A 20,979-nucleotide genomic window follows, 5' to 3' on the forward strand; every position below is an offset into this window, starting at 1 on the left:
ATGGCTGGCATACACAAGCCACCACTAAAATAACTTACTGTTTAACAAAATAAATATGCCAAGCTGCATAGATAAGTGCCGGTGTTACAGCTGGGTCTAATGACTTAAACTTAATTTGATCCGAAATGATCCCCAATAGATCTCGGGGGTAACATGGCATAAATTGTCGATCATAACGTTGGTGATATTGGCCTAATAAATGCTGATAAACATTCTCGTCGCAGCTAAGGTTTAGCTGTTTGCAGGTGTCAAACCAGATAGATCGGTATAAGGGCTCAGCTAAGGCGTCGAAGTGAATTTTATAACCAAGCCGACGTAAAAAAGCCTCGTCAACTAACTCGCGCGGGTTAAGATTGGTTGAAAAAATTAAAATTAATTCAAACGGAATTTCAAAGTGTTCCCCCGATTGCAAAGACAAAAAGTCGCGTCGCTCTTCCATTGGGATAATCCAACGATTAAACAACTGTTTAGTCGTGACCTTCTGACGTCCTAAATCATCAATTAACAAAATGCCGTTATTCGCTTTAAGTTGCAGCGGTGCCATGTAAGTTTTGCTGTGCGGATCAAATCTAACTTCTAACATCTCGGCGGTTAATTCACCGCCGGTGATCCGCAATGGTCTGTTGCAGTTGATCCAGCGCGGATCATGGCCTTTATTAAGATGTAATGAGCAATTTGCTGGGGCTGTTTCAATTTTTTGATGCAGCTGCGGATCAAACACCTGAATAATTTCATGCCCGATACTAATGGCGTAAGGAATGAGGACCGAGTCACCAAACAGTAAATTGAGATGGCGACAAATATAACTTTTACCGGTGCCAGGTGGTCCATAGATTAACAGCGGCCGATTAGAGTTAAGGGCCGGACCCAGTTTGCCCAACAACTCTGGCGGCAAGACAATAGACTTAAAAGCATGCTCAATTTGGGTTTTTGTTACCGCATGTGAGCGACTCGATTGCTCACGACAAATGGGGAAATATTGATTTAAGGGCACTGGCGCAAGTCCGATGTAACCGCTGCGTGCGACTGCCTGCTGGGCCATGGCTGCACCACCAAGACTTAAACTAAACCGCATCTGGTCATCACTAGTGGCCTGGCGATTCTCGACCCACCCGAGCTTTTTGGCAACTTTGAGCAGTAGTTCAATGATAGCGCCACACAGGCCTAATTGTATGACCATTTGCTGTTTCGTGAGTACTCCGCCAATCATTAAATGCTTAAGCAGCAGCTCGAGCAATAATGTTTGAGATAATCCAGTTTGCTCAAGGTTCGTTGGCCGCGGCGCAATTAAGCTGATGCTGTCAAAATCGGAGTGCAACGCCGGATCTGGTGTTTGCTGTGCCGGCTGTATCGATGTCGGCTGATTTGAATCTGAATCAAGCATTGTTATAAAGCTCCTAACGTGAAATATTGGCTCCACTGGGCGTAAACATTGATGACATCTTGGTCTAAAAGACAGGCCCACAGCCATCCTAATGCTAATGCTGGCGCATAAGGCACCTGTTTAGATGCAATTTCATCGTGCTCGGGTTTAAAATAATGGCGTAAATACAAACAATCCCAATAACGTTTAAATGTTTTGCCAATACCGCGTAATCCACTGTGGTAAACCACCAGCAAAATGCTGGTTACAGAGCCTGCGACAATGCCATAAGCCAAACTCCATAACAGAAGTTGTGGCCCAACTAATGCGCCAATACCCATCATTAATTTAACGTCTCCGGCACCTAATATCCGCGTAACAAAAGCCGGGAATAGTAAACAAAATGCCAGTGTCGCGCCGTAACTTGCGGTTAAAAACCCGTCAAAGTGTTGATAATAACTATTAAGCCCAAAACCACTGATTATCGCCAGTAAGCAAAGCAGATTAGGGATTTTGTGGCTGGTTAAGTCGAAGCCGATTGCGGCAATAAAAAAGCAACAAGCAAGCAGCAGTTGTAAGATTAGTTGAATGTCTGTCATAACAATTCCTGTTGCTTGTTGACGTTAGTACAACCTCACTAGGTGAGCTTAAGGACAACGTCGGGTTTAATTACAGGGGCGAAATCGCCCACAATTATGGCGCACCAATTGCGGCGCCTAATTCCGTTATTTTTCCCGTTGCATTAGTCCCTAAGGTGGTAAACGCACCAATCATTGCACTAACAACCAAACCTCCGGCAATGGCGTACTCAACTGCAGTTAAACCACTTTCATCTTTAATAAATTGTTTAATTAACGCTTTTACTTGCATGATATTTCTCCACCAGTAATTAATAAATTGGCGATTAACCAGACGATAAATCAATATAACTATCGGAGCATTCGCTTAGAAATTATTGATATACGTGTGATTAACAGCTCAAGTTAAAGGTAGCATAGCCCTCCGACGGTTTGAGGCTGATTAATTAACTGATCTGGTTGGCGATGTAAGCAAGTAACAATTGGTGGCCGCCGGTTAAACGTTATCAGCTGAGCAACTCGAATAATCAACGAAAAACAGCGATTGTTAGCGTAATTGATGAAGGTCAGCGCCAAAATAATGGTATGAATGTTGGTTAGTCGCTAAACAGCGATGACGAGAGCCAATATTGCTCATAATGAGCGCAATTATAATGGGGGTTACTTTGGAATGTTTTGGTTAAATTAGACCAGTAATTAAATCAGTGGGGGGCTGCAATTTATGTTGTTTTACCACCAGCAGTACCACTCATAATTAATGATAATCATTTTAAATATCATTATATTAATCTCGATATATTTAACCCGAATTATCCACTAATGTTAACGGCTAAAACGTTCAATAAAGCAGGTGTAAATAATTATCTCGTAGCGAATAACCAAGCCGGTTTAATAAGCGATATACGGCAGATTTTTCATATTCAACGCCAAAAGTTCTCAAGATATAGGCTTGAATATCACTGCCGTCAATTTGTGTGTCAGTAACATGGCTGACAGCTTGATTAAGATACAGCTCTAGCTGCTCTAATTGGTCCAGTTTTAATGAACCAGGTCGTCCGGGATGTTTTTTATCGATTAACCCTGCTAAGCCATTGGCCAAGTATTTACTGATCCAGCCATTAACACTGGTTCGGCTAACTTTTAAATACCGCGCAATCTGATAACGCGATTTTCCTTCATTAAAATGAATAATCGCTAACAGTTTTAGTTTCATTCGGGCATTTTTCTCTTTCTTAGCCAAAATATTAAGATCTACGTTTCCCGCGACAGGTAAATTCATTCGCTATATTCCTCGATCTAATTGATAAATATCGGGTCTTAACTGCAATGTGCCAGCCGCATCTATCCAGCTGGTATGGTAGGTGATAAACACTGGTAGTGGCTGTGACAAGGATAAACTTCGCGTGCTAGCTTGGCGCAATAGGCTCTGCATATTGATGCCGTTGAGTTTCGGATCGGTTTTGAACAAATAATCACTGAGGTTATTGGCATTGGCCAAACGAATACAGCCATGACTCAATGCCCGGTGGTTATTAGCAAACAAATATTTAGCCGGGCTATCATGCAAAAAAATTGCTTGCCTATTGACAATCAAAAATCGAAGTTTCCCCAGCGCATTGCGAGGTCCCGCCGCCTGAACTAATCGGTAGCGCTGTAATAGTGGGGCTAATCGTTGTTGGGCCTGATCTGGAATTGTGCGCCTAAGCGGATTAGTCACTGCGCCTTGGTGCAGCTCGAACCCCTGATGATTTAAAATACCGGGTTGCTGACGATGAAGCGGCAACAGATCGGCGCGGATTATTGAGTTTGGTGGTGTCCAGGTCGGGTTAATCGTTAAACCTGTTAAGGTGGTGGTTAAACGAGGTGTTGGCCAATCGGCACGACCGACAATAACAGGCATTTTAAAAGCCAATTCTCCTGCATGATATAACATCAACTGATATTGGGGAATGTTAACCCTTAGGTAGCGCTGTGGCAGTTGTGCTGGTAACGAAAACCACCGCCACAGGTTAGTTTGCATTTGCCTTATCCGCTGCGTCGGTGTCACATTTAGTGCGTTGGTTGTTGCCTTATTTAACTGCCCCGTCGCAACCAGACCATGACGGCGCTGGAACCGCTTTAAACCATCAATAAGATCAGGATCAAAAATATCGGCCCGCGATGTTCTTTCAAAACTAGTCCGATCAACACTATTGCCGTGAAAAACAGTATCGTCACTACGAGCACGCAGATCTCCTAACCATTGCAGCATGACTCTAAGTTGGCTTATTGGATGATGGCGCTGACCGAGTCGATAATCTTTAGGAGTTAAGCTTGGCCATTGTATGACAATTGAAGATTGATACTGTTGGATCATCGCTCGAAGGCGGGTCACCTGATCGTGCATCGGTAAGCGATGGTGTAAATATTGAGCCAGTTGAGCAACCGTTGTGACATTAGCAGCCTCAACTCCGTTATGCTGAGTATTTAATATTTGAACCAAAGAGAGAAGCTCAGGGGATAATATTAATTGATCGCGTGATAGCGATGAATTGGTCAATGGCTTACCGCCTAAATCTTGTTGCAGTTGCTGTAACACCATAACCGTCAGTTGATATTGGTTGTCGCCTAAACTTACTTTTTGAACGGTAGGTAAAAGTGGAGCTGGGCTTAATGTTGCTCTTTGTGTTTGTATATGAGGCGCAGAACTGACTATGATACTACGACAACCCGCACCCAAAGTGCTCAGCGCCATGCAGAGTATCATTCGTGGCATCAGTGTCTGCTTCATTAATTTATCCCTATGAATGTCGCCTAATAGTATTTGGCACAGCAAGGCTCTTACTTCTTAGTTCTACTTAACTCAAATGAGCTCTAACCAACTAGTGCAATACTTATACCGATGCTTTGTTAGGGGGTAGCTAAATAATCTTTAGAATTTTTATAGTTAAAAATCATAATAATAGCCATTAACTTGAGCCTAAACATTTAAGCGGTTGAGCTCAAATAACCGTGACATCGCGCCGCTCAAGTCACTACGATTGCAATTTGCATCGCACAATTATAAAAATAAGGATGTAAAAAAGGATTTTAAAAGTTATTGCAGGAACAAATGACGAAGATTTAAGGGGCTAGGAGTGATTGTTACTGTTGTAGTTGAGGGTTAAACAACCATAACCAAGGATGTTATTATGGTTGTTTTGTTCTTGATGAGATTTACTAAAATAGCCTTTTACTAATTTGAGTCTAACTCAAGCCAGCGACTTTAACGCGAGTGTATTAACAAATAACCTTGGATCGTCAATTTTATCTAACATCGAGTCATCCGGTAGGCAATCGTCGTCAACATAATCAGCAAAATTACCTGTGGGATCAAAAATTAAGATATCAAGCGCTAATCTGTCTAAGCCATATAAACCACGATGGATCATATCAGCCGAAAAAACTAACAAATCACCGGCGGCTAAGTTAATTTCTTTACCACCAGCGAGACTTTCATTACTGTCTCTGCCCTTTTCTTCTAGGCGCACCGCTAGTTCTTCATCACTATCCCAGCGCTTATGCGTACCAGGAATTAGTTCCATGCCGAGTTCATCAAACAAAGGGACCCGCAAATGCAAAACTTGGGTTTCCTCAATCGCTTTTTTTTGCCCTGCAATCTCATAATCATATTGACAGTCTCGATGCCAAAAGCTGTTTTGTTGTTGATTAAACGGGTTAAAGAATAATTGAGTATTCATAAAAGCTGGCTTAGTTGGGATCACCGAATCGACCACTGCCATTATTTTTTTAGAACTGATAAAGTTAAACAGCTTAACCCTATCGTCAGGTTCTAAGTACCTGCTACCGGTAATTAACGATGAATTGAACGCGTCTTCTTGATAAAATTCTCGATTATCGCTTTTCCATAACTGATGAAATTTTAATATTACATTTCTCAGCGCTGTAAGTTCAGACGGATTAAAGTAATTTTTAATGACAAAGTAACCTTGCTCGTCATAACTACTCTTTAATTGACTACGATTTTCTACCATTAACGACCACTTTCCCACAGATTATCAGCACAATATTGACGACAAGATTTTAATGGCGCCATGCTACCAAATAATTACGTGGTTTTCATTAGTCGCTTGGTTTTGATTGTGATTGACCGCTCATTCGTTAAGTATATTATCAAGGTTATTAACTGCCCTCAAAGCTGCCTGTCGTCAGAAATTTTTTTACCGCGATTAGAGTCTCATTGCTGTGGTGTATTTTGGTGTGGCTATAATGCAGAATCTTAAACTCATCCATATCAGGTGTTTTTACCGCTGAAATTTCGACTCGACCATCACTGGCATTGGACAAAAACAAACGCCCGATAAGTCCCTGGTTGTGACTGCCAGCGATAAGTCCAATTTTGAAGTTATGGTGCGATGTGAACGTTGGGTATTTAAGATTAGGTAAAAGATTGGTTATCGGTTTAAATACAGTCGCATATAAAGGAATGCAGTTGGCGATAGCTGCTAACTTAGATCCGCCATGTGGGGTTGCAATAAAGACACAATGGCCAACATTTTGTTGTTTAATTGAAGCAATCAATGATCGTGTAATAAGACCGCCCATGCTATGGGCAACGTAATTGACGACATCAACGCCGTGCACAATGTCTTTAATCTGGTGATAAAGTGCGTTACGGCACTGCTCAAGACTACCGAACCTTGCCGGTAAATTTACAGCGAAAACATCAAAACCAGCCTGCTTTAGACCTGTCTCAAGATAAGCCATGTCCGAAATGTTTTTATTGAAACCATGGACAAGAATGGTAATCTCTGTGCTCACAACGACTTTAGTCCTTTGTTAATGATATCAATTGTATTTAAATAATTGTGGCTGCAATCAACGTTTTTCAATCATGGATATTTATGCGTATTATTTTTAGCTTGTTATGTGTTTTTGCCACTAATGCTGTGCAGGCAGAAAACATAAAACAATTTACTTCTGACGGCTGCAGTGTTTTTCCTGATGGTACCTTTAGTCAGAAAAAATTATGGTTGTCGTGTTGTACCGCTCACGATTACACTTATTGGCAAGGGGGTACCTATCAGCAAAGGCTAACTTCGGACCAGCAGTTGCGCCAATGTGTTGCTGAAATAGGAGAACCTCAAATTGCTAATTTGATGTTAGCAGGTGTTCGTGTCGGAGGCAGCCCTTATTTTCCTACGTCATATCGGTGGGGTTACGGTTGGTCATATCCACGTTGGTACCAGCCATTAACGGCCAATGAGCTGCAAAAAATAGCGAGCGAGAAAAGCGGCCTCAACACTAGCCAGTAGCGACAGTAGTAGCAGTTAAGGTCAACATGGCCAATAGTTGTATTCGCTTTAGCTGTCTTTATCCATAAATCGATAACCGATCCCTCGTGATGATTGAATAAGATGCGCTCGATTACCGAGTTTTTTGCGCAGTGATAACACCACGGTATCAACCACATTGCTCGCGCCTTCATAATGAATGTCCCATACTTTATCGAGCAGGCTTTTACGCGAAATAGCCACCCCTTCATTGTCAATCAACAATGCAAGGGTGCCGTATTCAAGCTTGGTTAAATCAACCCGCCCTTGCTGAGTAATCAATTGCCGTGCGTCTTTGTCAAATAATAACGGGGGCGCGTTAGCGTCGTCGATATAATCAATTTCATTCATTAATGTGCGAGAAATCCAGCCATCAATAGAGGCACGTCCAAAGTAAAGAAAGGCGCTGGTATATTGATGTTGCTCGATAACAGGTTGATGTTCCAAAACCACAAAGCCTAACCCTTTAGCGGCCATTGCATAAGGTTCAAAGTCTTCAATAGCCATATATACCTGATGTAAATCAGGACGCATACTGATGTAAGCGCGTTTTATATCAACCCAACAGGCTGCTTGGATCGCGCTATGATCTTCGCCGTGAAATCGTGATAACCAACGGCGAATGAATAGCGCACACGGAATTTTTCCGTCAAGTTCGCAGTGTTGTAAATGTTGCAACCATAAACGGCAAATAGGGTCGGCATTGAGTAATTGTTCGTCCATTTCGCTCGGTTTTATCAAGCAATAAAAGCCGACGACTAAATCGGATTGATCTCGCACGCAATGAAAGACTTCCGGCGCGTGCTGCCACCACAATTTATACACCTCAAGCATAGTCTGTGGTTCGTATAGCTGTGCTATCTCTAATATGGCGTGGATATCGCCTACTCTTGCTGGTTCGACACTGTACTCTCGGCTGTCATTGGGTGGGAAAAAGGCATCACTGATCACCCAGTTATTAACCAGGTATATAATATCAGCGGTATAGCGCCACAAGTTGTGATTGATAACATTTTTCATTTCACAGCGTAATACCCGCCATGCATCTTGACGCAGTTGGCTATATTTAGCGGGCTCTCTCGCCTCAAGGCTGACTGCTAACGCTTTTTTTAATACGTTATGTAAACTCAGTCCATCGGACCGGCACTCAACAAAATTTATTTTGGTCAGTTGCTGATAGAGTTCGCGGTGGTATTGATCGCCAAGCATGCCTGCCAGCACCGAATCCGTTAGGCGCCTGACCACCGACATTGCTTCAATCGCTTGTCTAATGACCGGATCCTTGATGTCTTCTAAAAAATAATTAGCGAGCGTACGAACAACGTCATCTACGGGTAAATTAGTCAGGTTTCGCCCTGGCTGTTCTAAAATCGTGGCAATAGCAAGGCGCAGCACTAGCGGGTAACCATTAGCAAACTGATTGACATCAATGGCTAATTGTTCGCTAAGCCCGGCATGCTTAAGGCAGGTTACAGCATCGTTAAAAGATAACGTATCGAGTTTTAGACTGCTAAAACAGAAGTTTGAGTCTTGAATTAACCATAATCGGTCTGGTGGTACCCGGCCACTTAAGAGTAACTTTAGCCAACCTTGCAGTTGTGGCATAAAGTGGCGTCTTAACCAAGTCTCTAACAAACCAAAGGCTTCGAAACTATCGAGGATCAGTAATATTGGTGTTTTTTGTAGACTTAAATGATGTTTTAGTTCGGTCAGGTTTTGCGCTGGAGTTGCTATCGGCTCAGACAATTGTTCAGATAAGGCAGCGATAAACGCCGTTGTGGTTGGCTCAATCGACTCACAATCAAGATAAACAAGGTGGGTTGAGCTGCTTTGATGTTGCTTAGTCAGCGCTTTGAGTAAGGTTGACTTGCCAATGCCTGCTAAGCCATACAAACCGATAACGTCTTCACTTTTTTCGGCCAATATATTAGTTAGAAAGATTAACTCTGCTTGGCGACCATAAAAACCGATTGGATATTCATTCGTCATTTATTTGTCCTCTGAGCCTATATAATCATAGTAGCTCGAATAAATCATGTTGTTCATAAAATCCTCACCAAAATCTCATCAATAAAAAAATTCAGCCTGTTACGCTAATAATTCAAAGGTAATTAGGAGATACACCATGCCAGCAATCGAAATTAAAGTGATAAAAAACGTGTTTTCAAGCCAGCAAAAGCAACAGATTATCAGCAAACTAACCCAAGCTATTATTGATGTTATTGGCACCGATACGCCCGCGGTACGCCAAGTTTGCAGTTGTTTAATTGTTGAAATCGAAGAAGGTAATTGGGGCATTGGTGGCACAGGATTAACCGCTGCAGATGTGCACCACTTGGTGCATGGCGCCTAGCTATTGTTCTGGAACTAATTGATGAGGTTAATATGATGAAGTATAAAATACAGCAAACGATTATCGCACTCTCAATGGTGGTGATATTACAACCGGTAGTTGCCAACGAGCAACAAGCACAAATTGCTTTAGCGCAAAGTGGCGCCCACTCGGATCTATCTGAGCGCGCAACAATCGTAGATTTTAATGGCAAAGTAGTAAAAAAAGGCACCAGCGATTGGACATGTATGCCTGGCATTCCGTTAAGACCCGGCGATGCTCATCCGATGTGCAACGATCCGGTATGGAACAAAGTGTTACAAGCTGCCAAGAGTGGCAAAAGCTTCACTTTAGATCGCATTGGAATATCTTATATGATGCAAGGAGATGCTCATGTTAGTAATAGCAACCCAGGCGCCACCGATCCCAATAATGGCGATGTCTGGGTGCAAGAAGGTCCGCATCTTATGATTATTGTGCCCAAGAATTTGTTAAAGGGTGTATCCGATGATCCATTTAATGGAGGACCTTATGTGATGTGGCAAGACACCCCCTTCGCTCATATCATGATCCCCGTGAACAATAAGTAATAATGATGTTATTTTAAAGCCAAAATCCATCCTTGCGATGGTTTTTGGCTTTCTATCTTAAGGCTATTTTGCATAACAACAATTAACAGTACTTTCGAACATCGCTAATTTTCTTAAGTTGCTTGATGTAAATGACCCGACGCTAGGGCAAAAATATCGGTTGTGAAATTGATCGCGATCAATGCTGAATTTGTAATAAAGCACAAGATATTAATAGTTATTAATATTCACAAGGGATTTACTATGAAAGTCGCAGTTATAAACGAGTTTAAAGGGAAATTAAGCATCGAAGATCGACCAATACCTGTTGTTGGTGCCAAAGACGTCTTAGTTAAAATACATGCGTGTGGGGTGTGTCATACCGACCTCCATGCTTGCCATGGCGATTGGCCAGTTAAACCAACATTACCCTTAGTTCCAGGCCATGAGGGGGTTGGCGAAATTATGAAGATTGGTTCTGAAATTCATCATCTTAAACTCGGTGACCGAGTGGGGATCCCTTGGTTATATTCAGCCTGTGGCCAATGTGATTATTGCCTAGAAGGTCAAGAAACGCTTTGTTTGTCGCAACAGAATTCGGGTTATTCGGTTGATGGTTCCTTTGCCCAATATTGTCTGGCCAATGGTGAATACGTGGTGAAAATTCCTGATGGTTTGAGTTATGTTGACGCTGCACCGTTATTTTGTGCTGGAGTGACCACCTACAAAGCCTTAAAAGTCAGTACGGTAAAACCTGGTCAATGGATGGCGATAGTCGGCGTCGGTGGCTTAGGTCACTTGGCGATTCAATACGCAGTAGCGATGGGCATGAAAGTTATTGCGGTTGATACTGGCAAAGATAAAATGGCACTAGCAAAAAAACTCGGCGCAATTCATTGCATCGACTTTATGCAAGATAAGCCATCAGAAAAAATTAACCAGTTAGTCGGCGGCGTTCACGGTGTGGTTTGCACAGCAGTGTCTAAAGTCGCGTTTGAAGAGTCTTATAAATCGGTTCGTCGTGGTGGTACTTTTGTGTTAGTTGGCTTACCTCCCGAAGAAATGCCATTGCCAATTTTTGATACCGTGCTTAACGGCATTAAATTAGTTGGTTCAATTGTAGGTACCCGTCAAGACCTAAATGAATGTCTCCAATTTGCCGCTGATGGCAAAGTTAAAGCGATTATTGAAGTCAAATCGATGGGTGATATCAATGAAATATTTAACGACATGGCACAAGGAGAGATCACTGGTCGTATTGTTCTAAGTATGGATTAGTACTAGTTTAAAACGACTAGTGCTAGCTGCCCCAGCCAATATTGAATAAGTCCATCTTAATAATTCACTTTGGATGGGTCAGCCCGTGACAACATCACCCTGTCATTTATAAAAAACGCCGATATTACGTCCTTGGCTCTTTGCTTGGTATAAAGCTTTATCAGCTTGTTCCAACAACATTTTCACACTGTATTTAACTGGCGCTAACGAAAAATCTTGATAGATTGCTGCACCACTACTGATGGTTAAATATTGTGATACTGTGGATCCTGGATTTGGGATTTTAAGTTTTTCAATACAGTGAGTTAACTGAGCCATCACCTGGGCGACCCTGTTTTTATCCGTGTTAGTCAAAATGACGACAAATTCTTCGCCACCATATCGTGCAACAAGGTCATCAACTCGTTTAAGCTGACTTTTAAGGGCTTTAGCGACCTGCTTTAGTGCCTCGTCTCCCGCCAAATGTCCTTGTGTATCGTTATAGTTTTTAAAATAGTCGACATCAAGTAACACGATGGCAATTTCTGTGTTGCTGCGCTGCGAGCGCGCCCAGCTTTTTTGCAACGCCACATCGAAGGCTCTGCGGTTTGCAATGCCGGTTAAACTGTCCGTTAGGCTCTGCTCTTTAAGCTGCTCTTGTTGCCTGTTTATCGTCAAAATCAACTGGTTGAAACCATTGAACAGAATGCGTAATTCTTTAATTTCAATATCTTCCGGTAATGATTTAAGCCGACCAGTGTCGAGCATCTGTTCCATTTTCTTTGCCCCAATATTGACGGGGCTAACTAGATAGGCAGTAACAAATACATGCATAGCCAAAGGAATAAGCATTATCAACAACAAAGTAATTATAAATTTACTATCGACCAAAGGTGGTGACACCGAAGTGAGGTGGGTAATAGTAAGTAATAATAACGGCTGTTGGTTTATATCAACCAACAGCCGCTGACGAGTAAATCCAAAAGGATCGTTCTGGAGTTGTCCTTTTAACTGCGGGATTCGTTTTGATTTTTCTGCTTGGTCGACCAAGGTTAATTCGAGTTTAAGCTGGGTGAACTTGGCCAATAACGATACCAACGATGGCCTAATTTTTTTAATAAAAACCAGTATGCCGACATTCTCGCCGCTCCGATCTGATTTTCGCACCTGGGTCGCGGAAAACATTACCGCTCCTTGTTTAGTTCTGATAAATCCTGTTTTACTGGCGAGTAATTGCTGAGTAGGATAAAGCTGTTGCATGTTGAGCGATGCTAGCAAGTTAACCCAGTCAAAATCTAGCGAGTGCTTCTTGTTTGAGTCATATCCCTTATGCCACACCACCTTGAATTTTTCATCGATAAAGAGCGCACCGTCAATCTTCAAGGATATAAAGGTATCGTCAATGAAATTATCATGAATAAATTTAGGATCTTGCTGCGTTATATAGTGGTAGCTGTCGTCCCAAACGGCATAATCGTAGTTGATGGTCGCTAAAAAGTCTTGCTCGCGTTGCAGGGTCAAATGTAATGTCGAGAGCTCTCTTTGATGAAATGTACTGATTTCTTGCTTTAACTTGGGAATTTCTACCAATTGTCGATAGCCAAACAGCACCGTCACGATGCACATCGCTAAACATATTGAATAAACGCTAGTAAACTTTTGCAAGCTCATAATTTAGCAACCCCAAGGTCCGTGTACCGCTAACTTTAAACTATAGGCGAGGATATTATTCAGGTCTAATACCAATATACATTATATTTATATTCATGTTGTGCACTAGGGTAGTTAAGCAGCACCTGTCGCTTCGCAAAGCAAAATATTAATAGCGCATAATAAAGTTAAAGACACTGTGTTGGTGCAGGTGTTGGTACAGTGTTTACGAGCAACAACATGGTTAATATTTGTATCGCTAAGTCAGAGGTTTAGTAGTTACATGTCAATAACAACACCAGCTACCAACCACCCACATCTCAGTTTAAACACATAAAAATCAATAAGTAATAAGTAAAGGCCGAAACAAGTGATTCGTATTTTTTTGAGTTGTTTTTGATGCTGCAGCAGTAAAAACTCTTGTATACTTAGATCTTACGCTTGTCGACATTCAATAGTAATCTTTCGGAAAGGACCTCCAGTGACAGCCATTACTTCGGAGAGAATTCATGTTAACTGAACAAAGCTCAAAGTCCTTTCTCTATGTTTTACTGATAATTTTTTTGAGCCCGTTATGTTTTTCAGCACCCACTGCGGTCAACAATATGGTTGAACCTCCCTTTCAATACTTAACTCCACCAATGCTTAATGCCGATCAACGATTTTTACCAACTCAACTGATAGTGAGCTTAAAACCACAACAATCGCTAACTGAGAGGGTCAGTCTTGATTCGCTATTTTCCTTGTTTTATTTTCAGACCGGTGAACGGCTTAGCTTAATCCGCGAACTGGCATTAAACAGGCGCTTTGTCGTGAAGTTGACGAATGGAAAGTCGCCAGCGCAAATTAGCTATATGATTAAATTGTTACAAGAATTTTCACAGGTTGAAAGTGTCGAAGAAGATATTATGTTACGTCACACGACAACACCTAATGATACGCTCTATAGTCAACAATGGCCGTTATTTGAAGTGATGGCAGGCATTGCAGCCGACGAGGCATGGCCTAATAGTACAGGCAATAACGCCATTGTGGCGATTTTAGATACCGGTTATACGGATCATCCAGATTTAACCGGTTCTTTAATAGCAGGTTATGATTTTATTACCGATCTTACCATCGCCAATGATGGCAATGGTCGTGATGGTGACGCCCATGATCCGGGCGACTGGATGGAGTCATGGGACTGTGGGGTATTTAATCCGCCTAATTTTGTCGCAAGTAGCTGGCATGGCACCCATACTATGGGCACGGTCGGCGCGGTAGCTAATAATAACCGAGGCATCGCTGGGGTGGCTTTTAACAGCAAAATTGTTCCGGTACGGGTATTGGGCAAATGTGGAGGGCGCACTTCTGATATTACTGATGCCATTATCTGGGCATCAGGTGGCAGGATCCGTGGCGTAACAAATATTGCCAAACCGGCCAACATTATTTCCATGAGTTTAGGTGCAAATGGTAGTTGTAGCCCAGCGTTTCAGGCGGCCATCAATACGGCCATTAGCAATGGCAGTGTGGTGATCGCTGCAGCTGGTAATGAGCAGCAAAATTTTGCTAACCACCAGCCATCAAATTGCAGTGGCGTAATTTCGGTAGCCAGCACCGATCGCCAAGGCAACCGAGCTTATTATTCTAACTACGGTAACGTCACCATTAGTGCCCCTGGAGGGGAAACTGCCTCACTCTCCTCTGACGGGGTATTATCAACCTATAATACTGGCCGCCGTGAGCCACAAAACGATGCTTACGCCTACGCACAGGGGACCAGCATGGCAGCACCTCATGTTGCTGGGGTCGCCGCACTACTTTACCAGCTGCAACCAAACCTACTGCCCACGGCGGTAAAAGGTATTTTAACCTCTACGGCTCGCCCTGCTGCAGGAAATTGCAGTGGTTGCGGCGCTGGCATCGTTAATGCGGCTGCGGCCGTAATGTCATTAAATACTGACCCGTTACCAAATCAGCCTCCTGTTGCTGATTTTAGTTTTATGACCAACGAACTTAATGTTTCATTTAGCCAAACCAGTAGCGACAATGATGGCTTAATTATTTCATGGGCATGGCAATTTGGTGATGGCTATAGTTCAACCGAACAAAACCCACAACATACCTATGCCAGCAGTGGCGACTATAACGTTAGGTTAACCGTCACTGATAATTTAGGAGCAATTGCGAGCACGATTAAAACGGTTAACGTTAGCAGTTCACCTGTGAGCGAGATTAATCTGTCTCATTCATGGGCTAAATTATACAGCAGTGGACGATTACGGGTACGCTTAAGATGGAATGGTGCAACGTCGAACCTGGTAGATATTTATTTTAACGGCCAAGTTATAATGACGACCAAAAATGATGGCAGACAAACCCATCGCACTAATAATATTGAACCAGGTACAGTGACTTACCTGTTGTGTGATGCCAATACTAATAATTGTTCTGAACGACTTTTGATCGATTTTTAATTTATGTTATACCATTTGCATTAATTGTTCGGACTTGTTGTGCTAAGGAAGAATAAATTTGAACAAAGCGCTCGATTGATTTCCTCATGGAGGTAGATATTAGAGCACTGAAGCTGCCTACAGAACGTAGGTAAAGGGCGCTAGTAGAGCGTGGTAGCTTTATTGTTTATTCTAGTTGGCACTGATGGTAATTAATGCAAATGGTATTAGTTGTAAGCAGGTAATGTTCTAAAAGTTCAATGGATAGTTGATAGGCGACTGTTGCGTTGAAGTGATAATAAAGCAAATTTGAGTAGCAACCGCCCCGCCAATTACATCATAGTTTTGGCCAGACGGTTTAATGATTTTAATAACTTATGTGAGCTAAAAATAGTTTCTGGTTCAATTATTTTTAGTTGTATCCTCGGATAAACGTTGCTGTCACATTATCGTGATTTTGAGTCGCATAGGATTTGGCTGTAACGCTTAACGGTGATGAATTTTGGGAGCGTGTTAAACCCTTTTCAAAATTCATTATTTGATTACTGAGGTGATTATTTTGATCATTTCGTAACGGCTGAGATTTATTTTTCATTAGAATATCCTTATTCAAGCTGATTTGTGAGATTAAATTTTAACCGAACCTAAGCTAGATCGCGAGCTTTAATTCTAAATAAACACACAAAATCACGCAAAAAAAAACCTTTTTTTTACTCGACTAACGTCTGAGTTTAAATATTGCTATTAAAAGAAACTTTTTTTCCAAATTGGACCACTAAAAAACAATGTAGCGACGATTACGGTAACTTTTTTGTTGTTTTACTATTAGGCAATGAGGAAACAAGTTCAGCAGAAACTATCCATTTTTTTTGCTACAAAATTAGCCGGTAAGCTTAATGGCGATATTGATATTTTGTGATAGGCTTAAATCAATCGATATATTAATACTAACTCGAAGACTAGCCATATAATAATTTTATTATTGGAGCTGTTATATGGTTTGGATTCACCCATATAGGCATAATACGCATGTTAAAATTTCAAAAAATAAATCATAAACTTATTTTTTATTTTCTATCTTTGGCTTTAATCCCCTTAATTATTTCCACTGTCATCAGTATTAACATTTCACAAAAGTCGATTAAATCTCAAGCTTTTAACCAGCTTGAATCGATAAGAGCAATAAAAAAACATCAATTAACAAACTATATCACTTCGTTGCAAGCTAGCCTCCAGGTATTAAATAACTCGCCGTACGCCGCCCAAGCCTTTACTGCCTTTAGCCAGGCAATGGATAATTCGGGTATAAAGGGTGAACAATGGATCAAAGCAGAGAAGCAATATGCTAAACGTTTCAAGAGCATCAATGAAGTAAATTCTTGGTATGATTTGTTTTTTATCAATCTAAAAGGCGATATTGTTTTCACCGTTGCTAAAGAGTCAGATTTAGGAATGAATATACCTAAATCTGTACTAAAAAATACGAGTATGGGGATTGTATTTAACAAGGCAAAAAGTAGCGCTGTCGGTAGTATAGCAGTGAGTGATTTTATGCCATATCCACCTTCTAACAACGAACCCGCTGCATTTATGATGACAAAATTAATTAATGTCACAGGTGCCCATGTTGGTTACGTCGCCTTGCAATTTCCATTAAATAAAGTAAACCAAATAATGCAGCAACGCGATGGTATGGGCCGAAGCGGTGAAACATATCTGGTCGGTCAAGATAAGCTGATGCGTTCTGACTCTTTTTTAGATCCCAAAGCTCATTCCGTCGTCGCTTCTTTTGCTGGTAACGTTCAAAATAATGGCATCGATACCGAGGCTGTACGCGCTGCATTCTCAGGAGAAAGTGCGAGCAGAATTATTACTGATTATAACGGTAATCCAGTGCTTTCTTCGTTTACGACATTTGGCATCGCAGATTTTAAATGGGCGTTAATTGTCGAGATAGATGAAGCAGAAATATTTGAAATATCTAATAATCTGGTCAATTTATCCGTTATTTTAGTCATCATTGCTTCGTTGGTCATTGCTATCATTGGATTTTTTATTGCTAAAAATATCAGTCAACCTATCATCAAAGTGGTGTCGGCGGTTAAAAAGGTCGCCGCTGGTGATTTAACCACGACAATAAAAATTGATCAGCACGATGAACTTGGCCAATTACAACAAGCGATGTCTGATATGGTGGTGAAATTAAAAGGTATTATTGAACATATTGCCAATTCGTCCCATCAACAAGCGGCTGCCTCGCAAGAGCTTTCAAGCATTACGGAACTCACGACAGCTAATGTTACCAGGCAACATTTGGCGACGGATCAAGTGGCTACTGCGATTAATGAAATGACCGTTTCTATCGATGAAGTCAGTCATAATACAACCGAAGCATGTAGCGTGGCAGATGAATCAACTCGATTAGTTAATACCAGTGTCGCTACCGTCAATGAAACGATTGAACAAATAGTTCAATTATCGGATGGGATCAGTAAATCTAAAGAATTAATTGATGAAGTGCAGGCTGGCACCTCCAATATCGTTAATATATTGGTGGTCATTAAAGGGATCGCTGATCAAACCAATTTACTTGCGCTTAACGCGGCCATTGAAGCAGCCAGAGCTGGTGAGCAAGGCCGTGGCTTTGCCGTAGTCGCTGACGAAGTTAGAACCTTGGCACAAAACACTCAAAATTCAACGATTGAAATAGAAAACATGATCCAGTCGTTGGAAGTCAAAGTAGCGGCGGCCACTAACTCGATGGAGCAAGGTACAGCGCTGGCAAAACGCATCGTTGATAGGACCAATGAAGTGACAGGTTCGTTAACAGAAGTTGAATCGTCGGTAATGAAAATATCTGAAATGAATATTCAAATTTCAGCAGCCACGCAAGAGCAAAGTTCAGTGGCTCGAGATATTAGCCAGCAAAGCACCGAAATAAACGACATATCTTTACAAACGGGCGCTAGCGCCAAAGAAATTGCCGCCGCTAGTGATGAGTTAGCCACATTAGCAGCTGAGTTAGCGGAACAAGTGAATAAATTTAAAATTTAATGCCTGCTTACTCACGCCAGTGCTTATTAATTCACCTGATTTTTAAGCACTGATATTTAGCTAGCTATCGACCTTCTCACGCTATTGTGCTTGATAGAATTTTTTCTTGTTTTCATCATATTTAATCGTATATTTAGTCGTTGTGCTAAGGCAACAGCTTGAACCATTATCGTCATTTTCGGGTGCGGTTACCAAAAGTAAGCCATCTTTAAAACTAGCGCTATCATAGGTAGGACTTGGAATTTTAAACTCCCCTTCATTGGCCACGACCAAACTACCCTCACGTGTTACGACAACCGGCGTTACGTATGTATTGCCTGCTCCGTCAGCTGAACCACAACTTTTATCACCAGACCATAAAACACCATAAGCTTTGGCTTTTCCATCATAAGTTACCGCGGCAAAACCCTGTAAAGAATCTTGATCTTGATACTCTTTACAAGTGACTGTACTTAGATACTTTTTCATAATAGATGATACATCATCATATTCACTCGCCTGAGCTAAGGCAGTGATAATTAATCCGCAAGATATTACTAACTTACCTATCATTTTAATTCCCTTTAATATTATGTGATTTTATGACGATCTCGGTGCTAAAAGCGTGAATCGCTTTCACATGGCATGCCATCATTATCACCGTCCATTTTGGTATCAGGGCAATGATTAATAAAAAACTTAGCTTCACTGAGCGAGGCCATTTCACTGCAATGCTGGCGACCGTCACACGCAAAGGCCGATTTATTATTGTCTAACACAGCGTGAGAAGAAGACAGTGATAGCGGCTCCTGGTCATTTGAGGGGGCTAAATTTAATCGCTCAAATGCAAAGATTCCTATTGCTATTACGGCAAGAATTGAAAAACATATTTTCTTTACCGATGAGCTTTTTTCGATCCGAACCGTGGGTTTGTAGCTTGATTTAACCGCGACTCCTTCGATGCTACTATTGATCGCTCTGGCTTTACCATTTTGTTGTTTCTCAACGTCGAAATAGATGACGTCACCTATTTTGGGTTGTCTGCTCATCGACTTTAATTGAGATATGTGAATAAATGTATCTTGGTTCAGCTCTTCAGATCGAATAAAACCAAATCCTTTCTTGCCGTTCCAGTTTTTCAATTGTCCTTTATACATCATGCTTCCGTTGTTGATGTTACTTATAACCCTAATTCCCTATTAGTATCTCACAAAAACATACACTTAGGTCATGTTTTTTTAAAAAATTATATTTCACCATCAAGAAAGCACTCCACTGCAAAGCTTATAAAGTCAGCAATTGCTCAGTATTACCTCATAGATATTATGGTCAGTAGAGCTGAAAACAACTAGCAAGTACTCCGTTATTACATGTGCTATGCATTAAAAACCCCGCGTTAACAGCGGGATCTGTGGCACAGCAATCGAGAAAAGGCCCTTTAATTATTTAATCAATCTTGAGCACTATTTTTCCAACATGATTCTTTTTCAAAAACTCATCTTGTGCTTGATTGATCTGTTCTAGCAAGAAAACTTGTGCCACAACGGGTTTGATTTTTTGTTGTTCGATATATTGAATTACTTTTTTGAACACTGTTGTTTCAAGCACAGTACAGCCATAAAAACTCAGATCTTTAAGGTAAAGTGTCCTAACATCTAATTCTACTACCGCCCCACCTATGGCACCTGATACTGCATAACGTCCTTGTGGCTTCAATATGTTTAACAGCACCGGCCATTGTGGCCCGGCAACTAAGTCGATAACCACATCAATGCTGCTGTCACCGATTGCAGCGACTAAATCGGTATTTCGAAGGATCACCTGATCAGCCCCCAGCGCTATAAGCTGTTGTTTCTTGCTCGCACTGGTAACCGCAATAACATTGGCACCTCGTGCTTTGGCCAACTGAATAGCTGCCGAACCGACACCGCCTGAGGCTCCAGTGATTAACACCCGATCTTTGGCGCCGACATTGGCACGGGTTAGCATATTTTCAGCGGTTGAATACGAGCAAGGAAATGACGCTAATTCGATGTCGCTCAGTGTGCTTTCAATTTTATGAGCGTAACGGGATGGAACACGCGTATATTGCGCAAAAGCGCCAAATGTTTCCGAGCCATAATAATATGCATTGTCTAAAGGCTCGCTATCAAATTCATGAAAACAAGGGGTTGTCCCAAAGGGATCCCCAACGTTATTGCCCAAGGGATTCCCCTCCCTCCGAGAGGAATCGGATCGCCTCGTCCGCGGCGCGGTCCGTGAGGTGCCTCGCCTCCTCGCCCTCCTTCTTTCGCAGGTAGGGCGGAGACATCGGACGATAGGTGTCGAAGTGCTCGCTCATCACGCCACGCTCGAACTTGACCCCCCACTTGCCGACGAAGCCCGTGCGGTAGCCCGCGCCATGCAGGCGCGCGAAGTAGGTCTCGTCGGCCAACGCAGGACCC

The 20,979-nt window shown here is 41.8% G+C and carries 19 protein-coding genes; 6 read left to right on the forward strand and 13 right to left on the reverse strand.

Features of this window, described 5'->3' with window-relative positions; all coding sequences use genetic code 11:
- Positions 1-34: 34 nt before the first annotated feature.
- The 7 genes from HRU23_18690 to HRU23_18720 form a co-directional block, all read right to left on the reverse strand.
- Positions 35-1,384: an AAA family ATPase gene (locus tag HRU23_18690; GenBank protein ID NRA56173.1), complete on the reverse strand. Its 1,350-nt coding sequence runs from the start codon at positions 1,382-1,384 to the stop codon at positions 35-37.
- A 2-nt stretch (positions 1,385-1,386) separates the two neighbouring features.
- Positions 1,387-1,962 (reverse strand): prepilin peptidase, encoded by a 576-nt coding sequence (locus HRU23_18695; GenBank protein ID NRA56174.1) that lies wholly within the window; start codon positions 1,960-1,962, stop codon positions 1,387-1,389.
- 94 nt (positions 1,963-2,056) lie between these two features.
- Complete coding sequence (locus HRU23_18700; protein NRA56175.1) at positions 2,057-2,233, reverse strand: Flp family type IVb pilin; 177 nt, start codon at positions 2,231-2,233, stop codon at positions 2,057-2,059.
- A gap of 546 nt (positions 2,234-2,779) precedes the next feature.
- Positions 2,780-3,220 (reverse strand): transposase, encoded by a 441-nt coding sequence (locus tag HRU23_18705; protein NRA56176.1) that lies wholly within the window; start codon positions 3,218-3,220, stop codon positions 2,780-2,782.
- 3 nt (positions 3,221-3,223) lie between these two features.
- Positions 3,224-4,711: a L,D-transpeptidase family protein gene (locus HRU23_18710; protein ID NRA56177.1), complete on the reverse strand. Its 1,488-nt coding sequence runs from the start codon at positions 4,709-4,711 to the stop codon at positions 3,224-3,226.
- 460 nt (positions 4,712-5,171) lie between these two features.
- Positions 5,172-5,954, reverse strand: a complete 783-nt coding sequence (locus HRU23_18715) for a phytanoyl-CoA dioxygenase family protein (protein ID NRA56178.1) — start codon at positions 5,952-5,954, stop codon at positions 5,172-5,174.
- A gap of 148 nt (positions 5,955-6,102) precedes the next feature.
- The gene (locus HRU23_18720; protein NRA56179.1) at positions 6,103-6,741 is read right to left on the reverse strand and encodes a hypothetical protein; all 639 of its coding nucleotides are present in this window, start codon (positions 6,739-6,741) and stop codon (positions 6,103-6,105) included.
- Positions 6,742-6,824: 83 nt separating this feature from the next.
- On the opposite strand from HRU23_18720, the gene HRU23_18725 reads away from it, so the two are divergent.
- Positions 6,825-7,235: a hypothetical protein gene (locus HRU23_18725; protein ID NRA56180.1), complete on the forward strand. Its 411-nt coding sequence runs from the start codon at positions 6,825-6,827 to the stop codon at positions 7,233-7,235.
- 48 nt (positions 7,236-7,283) lie between these two features.
- Here the strand turns inward: HRU23_18725 and HRU23_18730 are convergent, their stop codons facing one another.
- Positions 7,284-9,242, reverse strand: coding sequence for a winged helix-turn-helix domain-containing protein (locus HRU23_18730; GenBank protein NRA56181.1), 1,959 nt, complete (start codon positions 9,240-9,242; stop codon positions 7,284-7,286).
- A gap of 136 nt (positions 9,243-9,378) precedes the next feature.
- On the opposite strand from HRU23_18730, the gene HRU23_18735 reads away from it, so the two are divergent.
- The 3 genes from HRU23_18735 (at position 9,379) to adhP (ending at position 11,432) form a co-directional block, all read left to right on the forward strand.
- Positions 9,379-9,606 carry a tautomerase family protein gene (locus HRU23_18735; protein NRA56182.1) on the forward strand — a complete coding sequence of 76 codons (228 nt, stop codon included), beginning with the start codon at positions 9,379-9,381 and terminating at the stop codon, positions 9,604-9,606.
- Between the two features lie 74 nt (positions 9,607-9,680).
- The gene (locus tag HRU23_18740) at positions 9,681-10,175 is read left to right on the forward strand and encodes a hypothetical protein (protein ID NRA56183.1); all 495 of its coding nucleotides are present in this window, start codon (positions 9,681-9,683) and stop codon (positions 10,173-10,175) included.
- A 243-nt stretch (positions 10,176-10,418) separates the two neighbouring features.
- Positions 10,419-11,432: an alcohol dehydrogenase AdhP gene (gene adhP / locus HRU23_18745; GenBank protein NRA56184.1), complete on the forward strand. Its 1,014-nt coding sequence runs from the start codon at positions 10,419-10,421 to the stop codon at positions 11,430-11,432.
- Positions 11,433-11,534: 102 nt separating this feature from the next.
- Here adhP and HRU23_18750 read toward each other — a convergent pair whose 3' ends face one another.
- Positions 11,535-13,082 carry a diguanylate cyclase gene (locus tag HRU23_18750; GenBank protein NRA56185.1) on the reverse strand — a complete coding sequence of 516 codons (1,548 nt, stop codon included), beginning with the start codon at positions 13,080-13,082 and terminating at the stop codon, positions 11,535-11,537.
- A gap of 488 nt (positions 13,083-13,570) precedes the next feature.
- Here HRU23_18750 and HRU23_18755 point away from each other — a divergent pair, with 488 nt between their 5' ends.
- The gene (locus HRU23_18755; protein ID NRA56186.1) at positions 13,571-15,523 is read left to right on the forward strand and encodes a S8 family serine peptidase; all 1,953 of its coding nucleotides are present in this window, start codon (positions 13,571-13,573) and stop codon (positions 15,521-15,523) included.
- A gap of 391 nt (positions 15,524-15,914) precedes the next feature.
- On the opposite strand, the gene HRU23_18760 is transcribed toward HRU23_18755, so the two are convergent.
- Entirely contained in the window at positions 15,915-16,097 is a 183-nt protein-coding gene (locus HRU23_18760) for a hypothetical protein (protein NRA56187.1), read from the reverse strand.
- Positions 16,098-16,531: 434 nt separating this feature from the next.
- On the opposite strand from HRU23_18760, the gene HRU23_18765 reads away from it, so the two are divergent.
- Positions 16,532-18,556 (forward strand): methyl-accepting chemotaxis protein, encoded by a 2,025-nt coding sequence (locus HRU23_18765; GenBank protein NRA56188.1) that lies wholly within the window; start codon positions 16,532-16,534, stop codon positions 18,554-18,556.
- 81 nt (positions 18,557-18,637) lie between these two features.
- Here the strand turns inward: HRU23_18765 and HRU23_18770 are convergent, their stop codons facing one another.
- The 3 genes from HRU23_18770 to HRU23_18780 form a co-directional block, all read right to left on the reverse strand.
- Complete coding sequence (locus HRU23_18770) at positions 18,638-19,108, reverse strand: hypothetical protein (protein NRA56189.1); 471 nt, start codon at positions 19,106-19,108, stop codon at positions 18,638-18,640.
- 44 nt (positions 19,109-19,152) lie between these two features.
- Positions 19,153-19,692 carry a cold shock domain-containing protein gene (locus HRU23_18775; protein ID NRA56190.1) on the reverse strand — a complete coding sequence of 180 codons (540 nt, stop codon included), beginning with the start codon at positions 19,690-19,692 and terminating at the stop codon, positions 19,153-19,155.
- Positions 19,693-19,981: 289 nt separating this feature from the next.
- A complete protein-coding gene (locus HRU23_18780) occupies positions 19,982-20,854 on the reverse strand; it encodes a zinc-binding dehydrogenase (protein NRA56191.1) in 873 nt (290 codons plus the stop codon).
- Between the last annotated feature and the right edge of the window lie 125 nt (positions 20,855-20,979).

The organism is Gammaproteobacteria bacterium (assembly GCA_013214945.1).
GTDB lineage: Bacteria > Pseudomonadota > Gammaproteobacteria > Enterobacterales > Psychrobiaceae > Psychrobium.

Excerpts from the sequence above, each read along its gene's own strand:
- HRU23_18690 (NRA56173.1), bottom strand. The coding sequence starts at position 1,384 with ATGCTTGATTCAGATTCAAATCAGCCGACATCGATACAGCCGGCACAG.
- HRU23_18695 (NRA56174.1), bottom strand. The coding sequence starts at position 1,962 with ATGACAGACATTCAACTAATCTTACAACTGCTGCTTGCTTGTTGCTTT.
- HRU23_18700 (NRA56175.1), bottom strand. The coding sequence starts at position 2,233 with ATGCAAGTAAAAGCGTTAATTAAACAATTTATTAAAGATGAAAGTGGT.
- HRU23_18705 (NRA56176.1), bottom strand. The coding sequence starts at position 3,220 with ATGAATTTACCTGTCGCGGGAAACGTAGATCTTAATATTTTGGCTAAG.
- HRU23_18710 (NRA56177.1), bottom strand. The coding sequence starts at position 4,711 with ATGAAGCAGACACTGATGCCACGAATGATACTCTGCATGGCGCTGAGC.
- HRU23_18715 (NRA56178.1), bottom strand. The coding sequence starts at position 5,954 with ATGGTAGAAAATCGTAGTCAATTAAAGAGTAGTTATGACGAGCAAGGT.
- HRU23_18725 (NRA56180.1), top strand. The coding sequence starts at position 6,825 with ATGCGTATTATTTTTAGCTTGTTATGTGTTTTTGCCACTAATGCTGTG.
- HRU23_18730 (NRA56181.1), bottom strand. The coding sequence starts at position 9,242 with ATGACGAATGAATATCCAATCGGTTTTTATGGTCGCCAAGCAGAGTTA.
- HRU23_18735 (NRA56182.1), top strand. The coding sequence starts at position 9,379 with ATGCCAGCAATCGAAATTAAAGTGATAAAAAACGTGTTTTCAAGCCAG.
- HRU23_18740 (NRA56183.1), top strand. The coding sequence starts at position 9,681 with ATGGTGGTGATATTACAACCGGTAGTTGCCAACGAGCAACAAGCACAA.
- adhP (NRA56184.1), top strand. The coding sequence starts at position 10,419 with ATGAAAGTCGCAGTTATAAACGAGTTTAAAGGGAAATTAAGCATCGAA.
- HRU23_18750 (NRA56185.1), bottom strand. The coding sequence starts at position 13,082 with ATGAGCTTGCAAAAGTTTACTAGCGTTTATTCAATATGTTTAGCGATG.
- HRU23_18755 (NRA56186.1), top strand. The coding sequence starts at position 13,571 with ATGTTAACTGAACAAAGCTCAAAGTCCTTTCTCTATGTTTTACTGATA.
- HRU23_18760 (NRA56187.1), bottom strand. The coding sequence starts at position 16,097 with ATGAAAAATAAATCTCAGCCGTTACGAAATGATCAAAATAATCACCTC.
- HRU23_18765 (NRA56188.1), top strand. The coding sequence starts at position 16,532 with ATGTTAAAATTTCAAAAAATAAATCATAAACTTATTTTTTATTTTCTA.
- HRU23_18770 (NRA56189.1), bottom strand. The coding sequence starts at position 19,108 with ATGATAGGTAAGTTAGTAATATCTTGCGGATTAATTATCACTGCCTTA.
- HRU23_18775 (NRA56190.1), bottom strand. The coding sequence starts at position 19,692 with ATGTATAAAGGACAATTGAAAAACTGGAACGGCAAGAAAGGATTTGGT.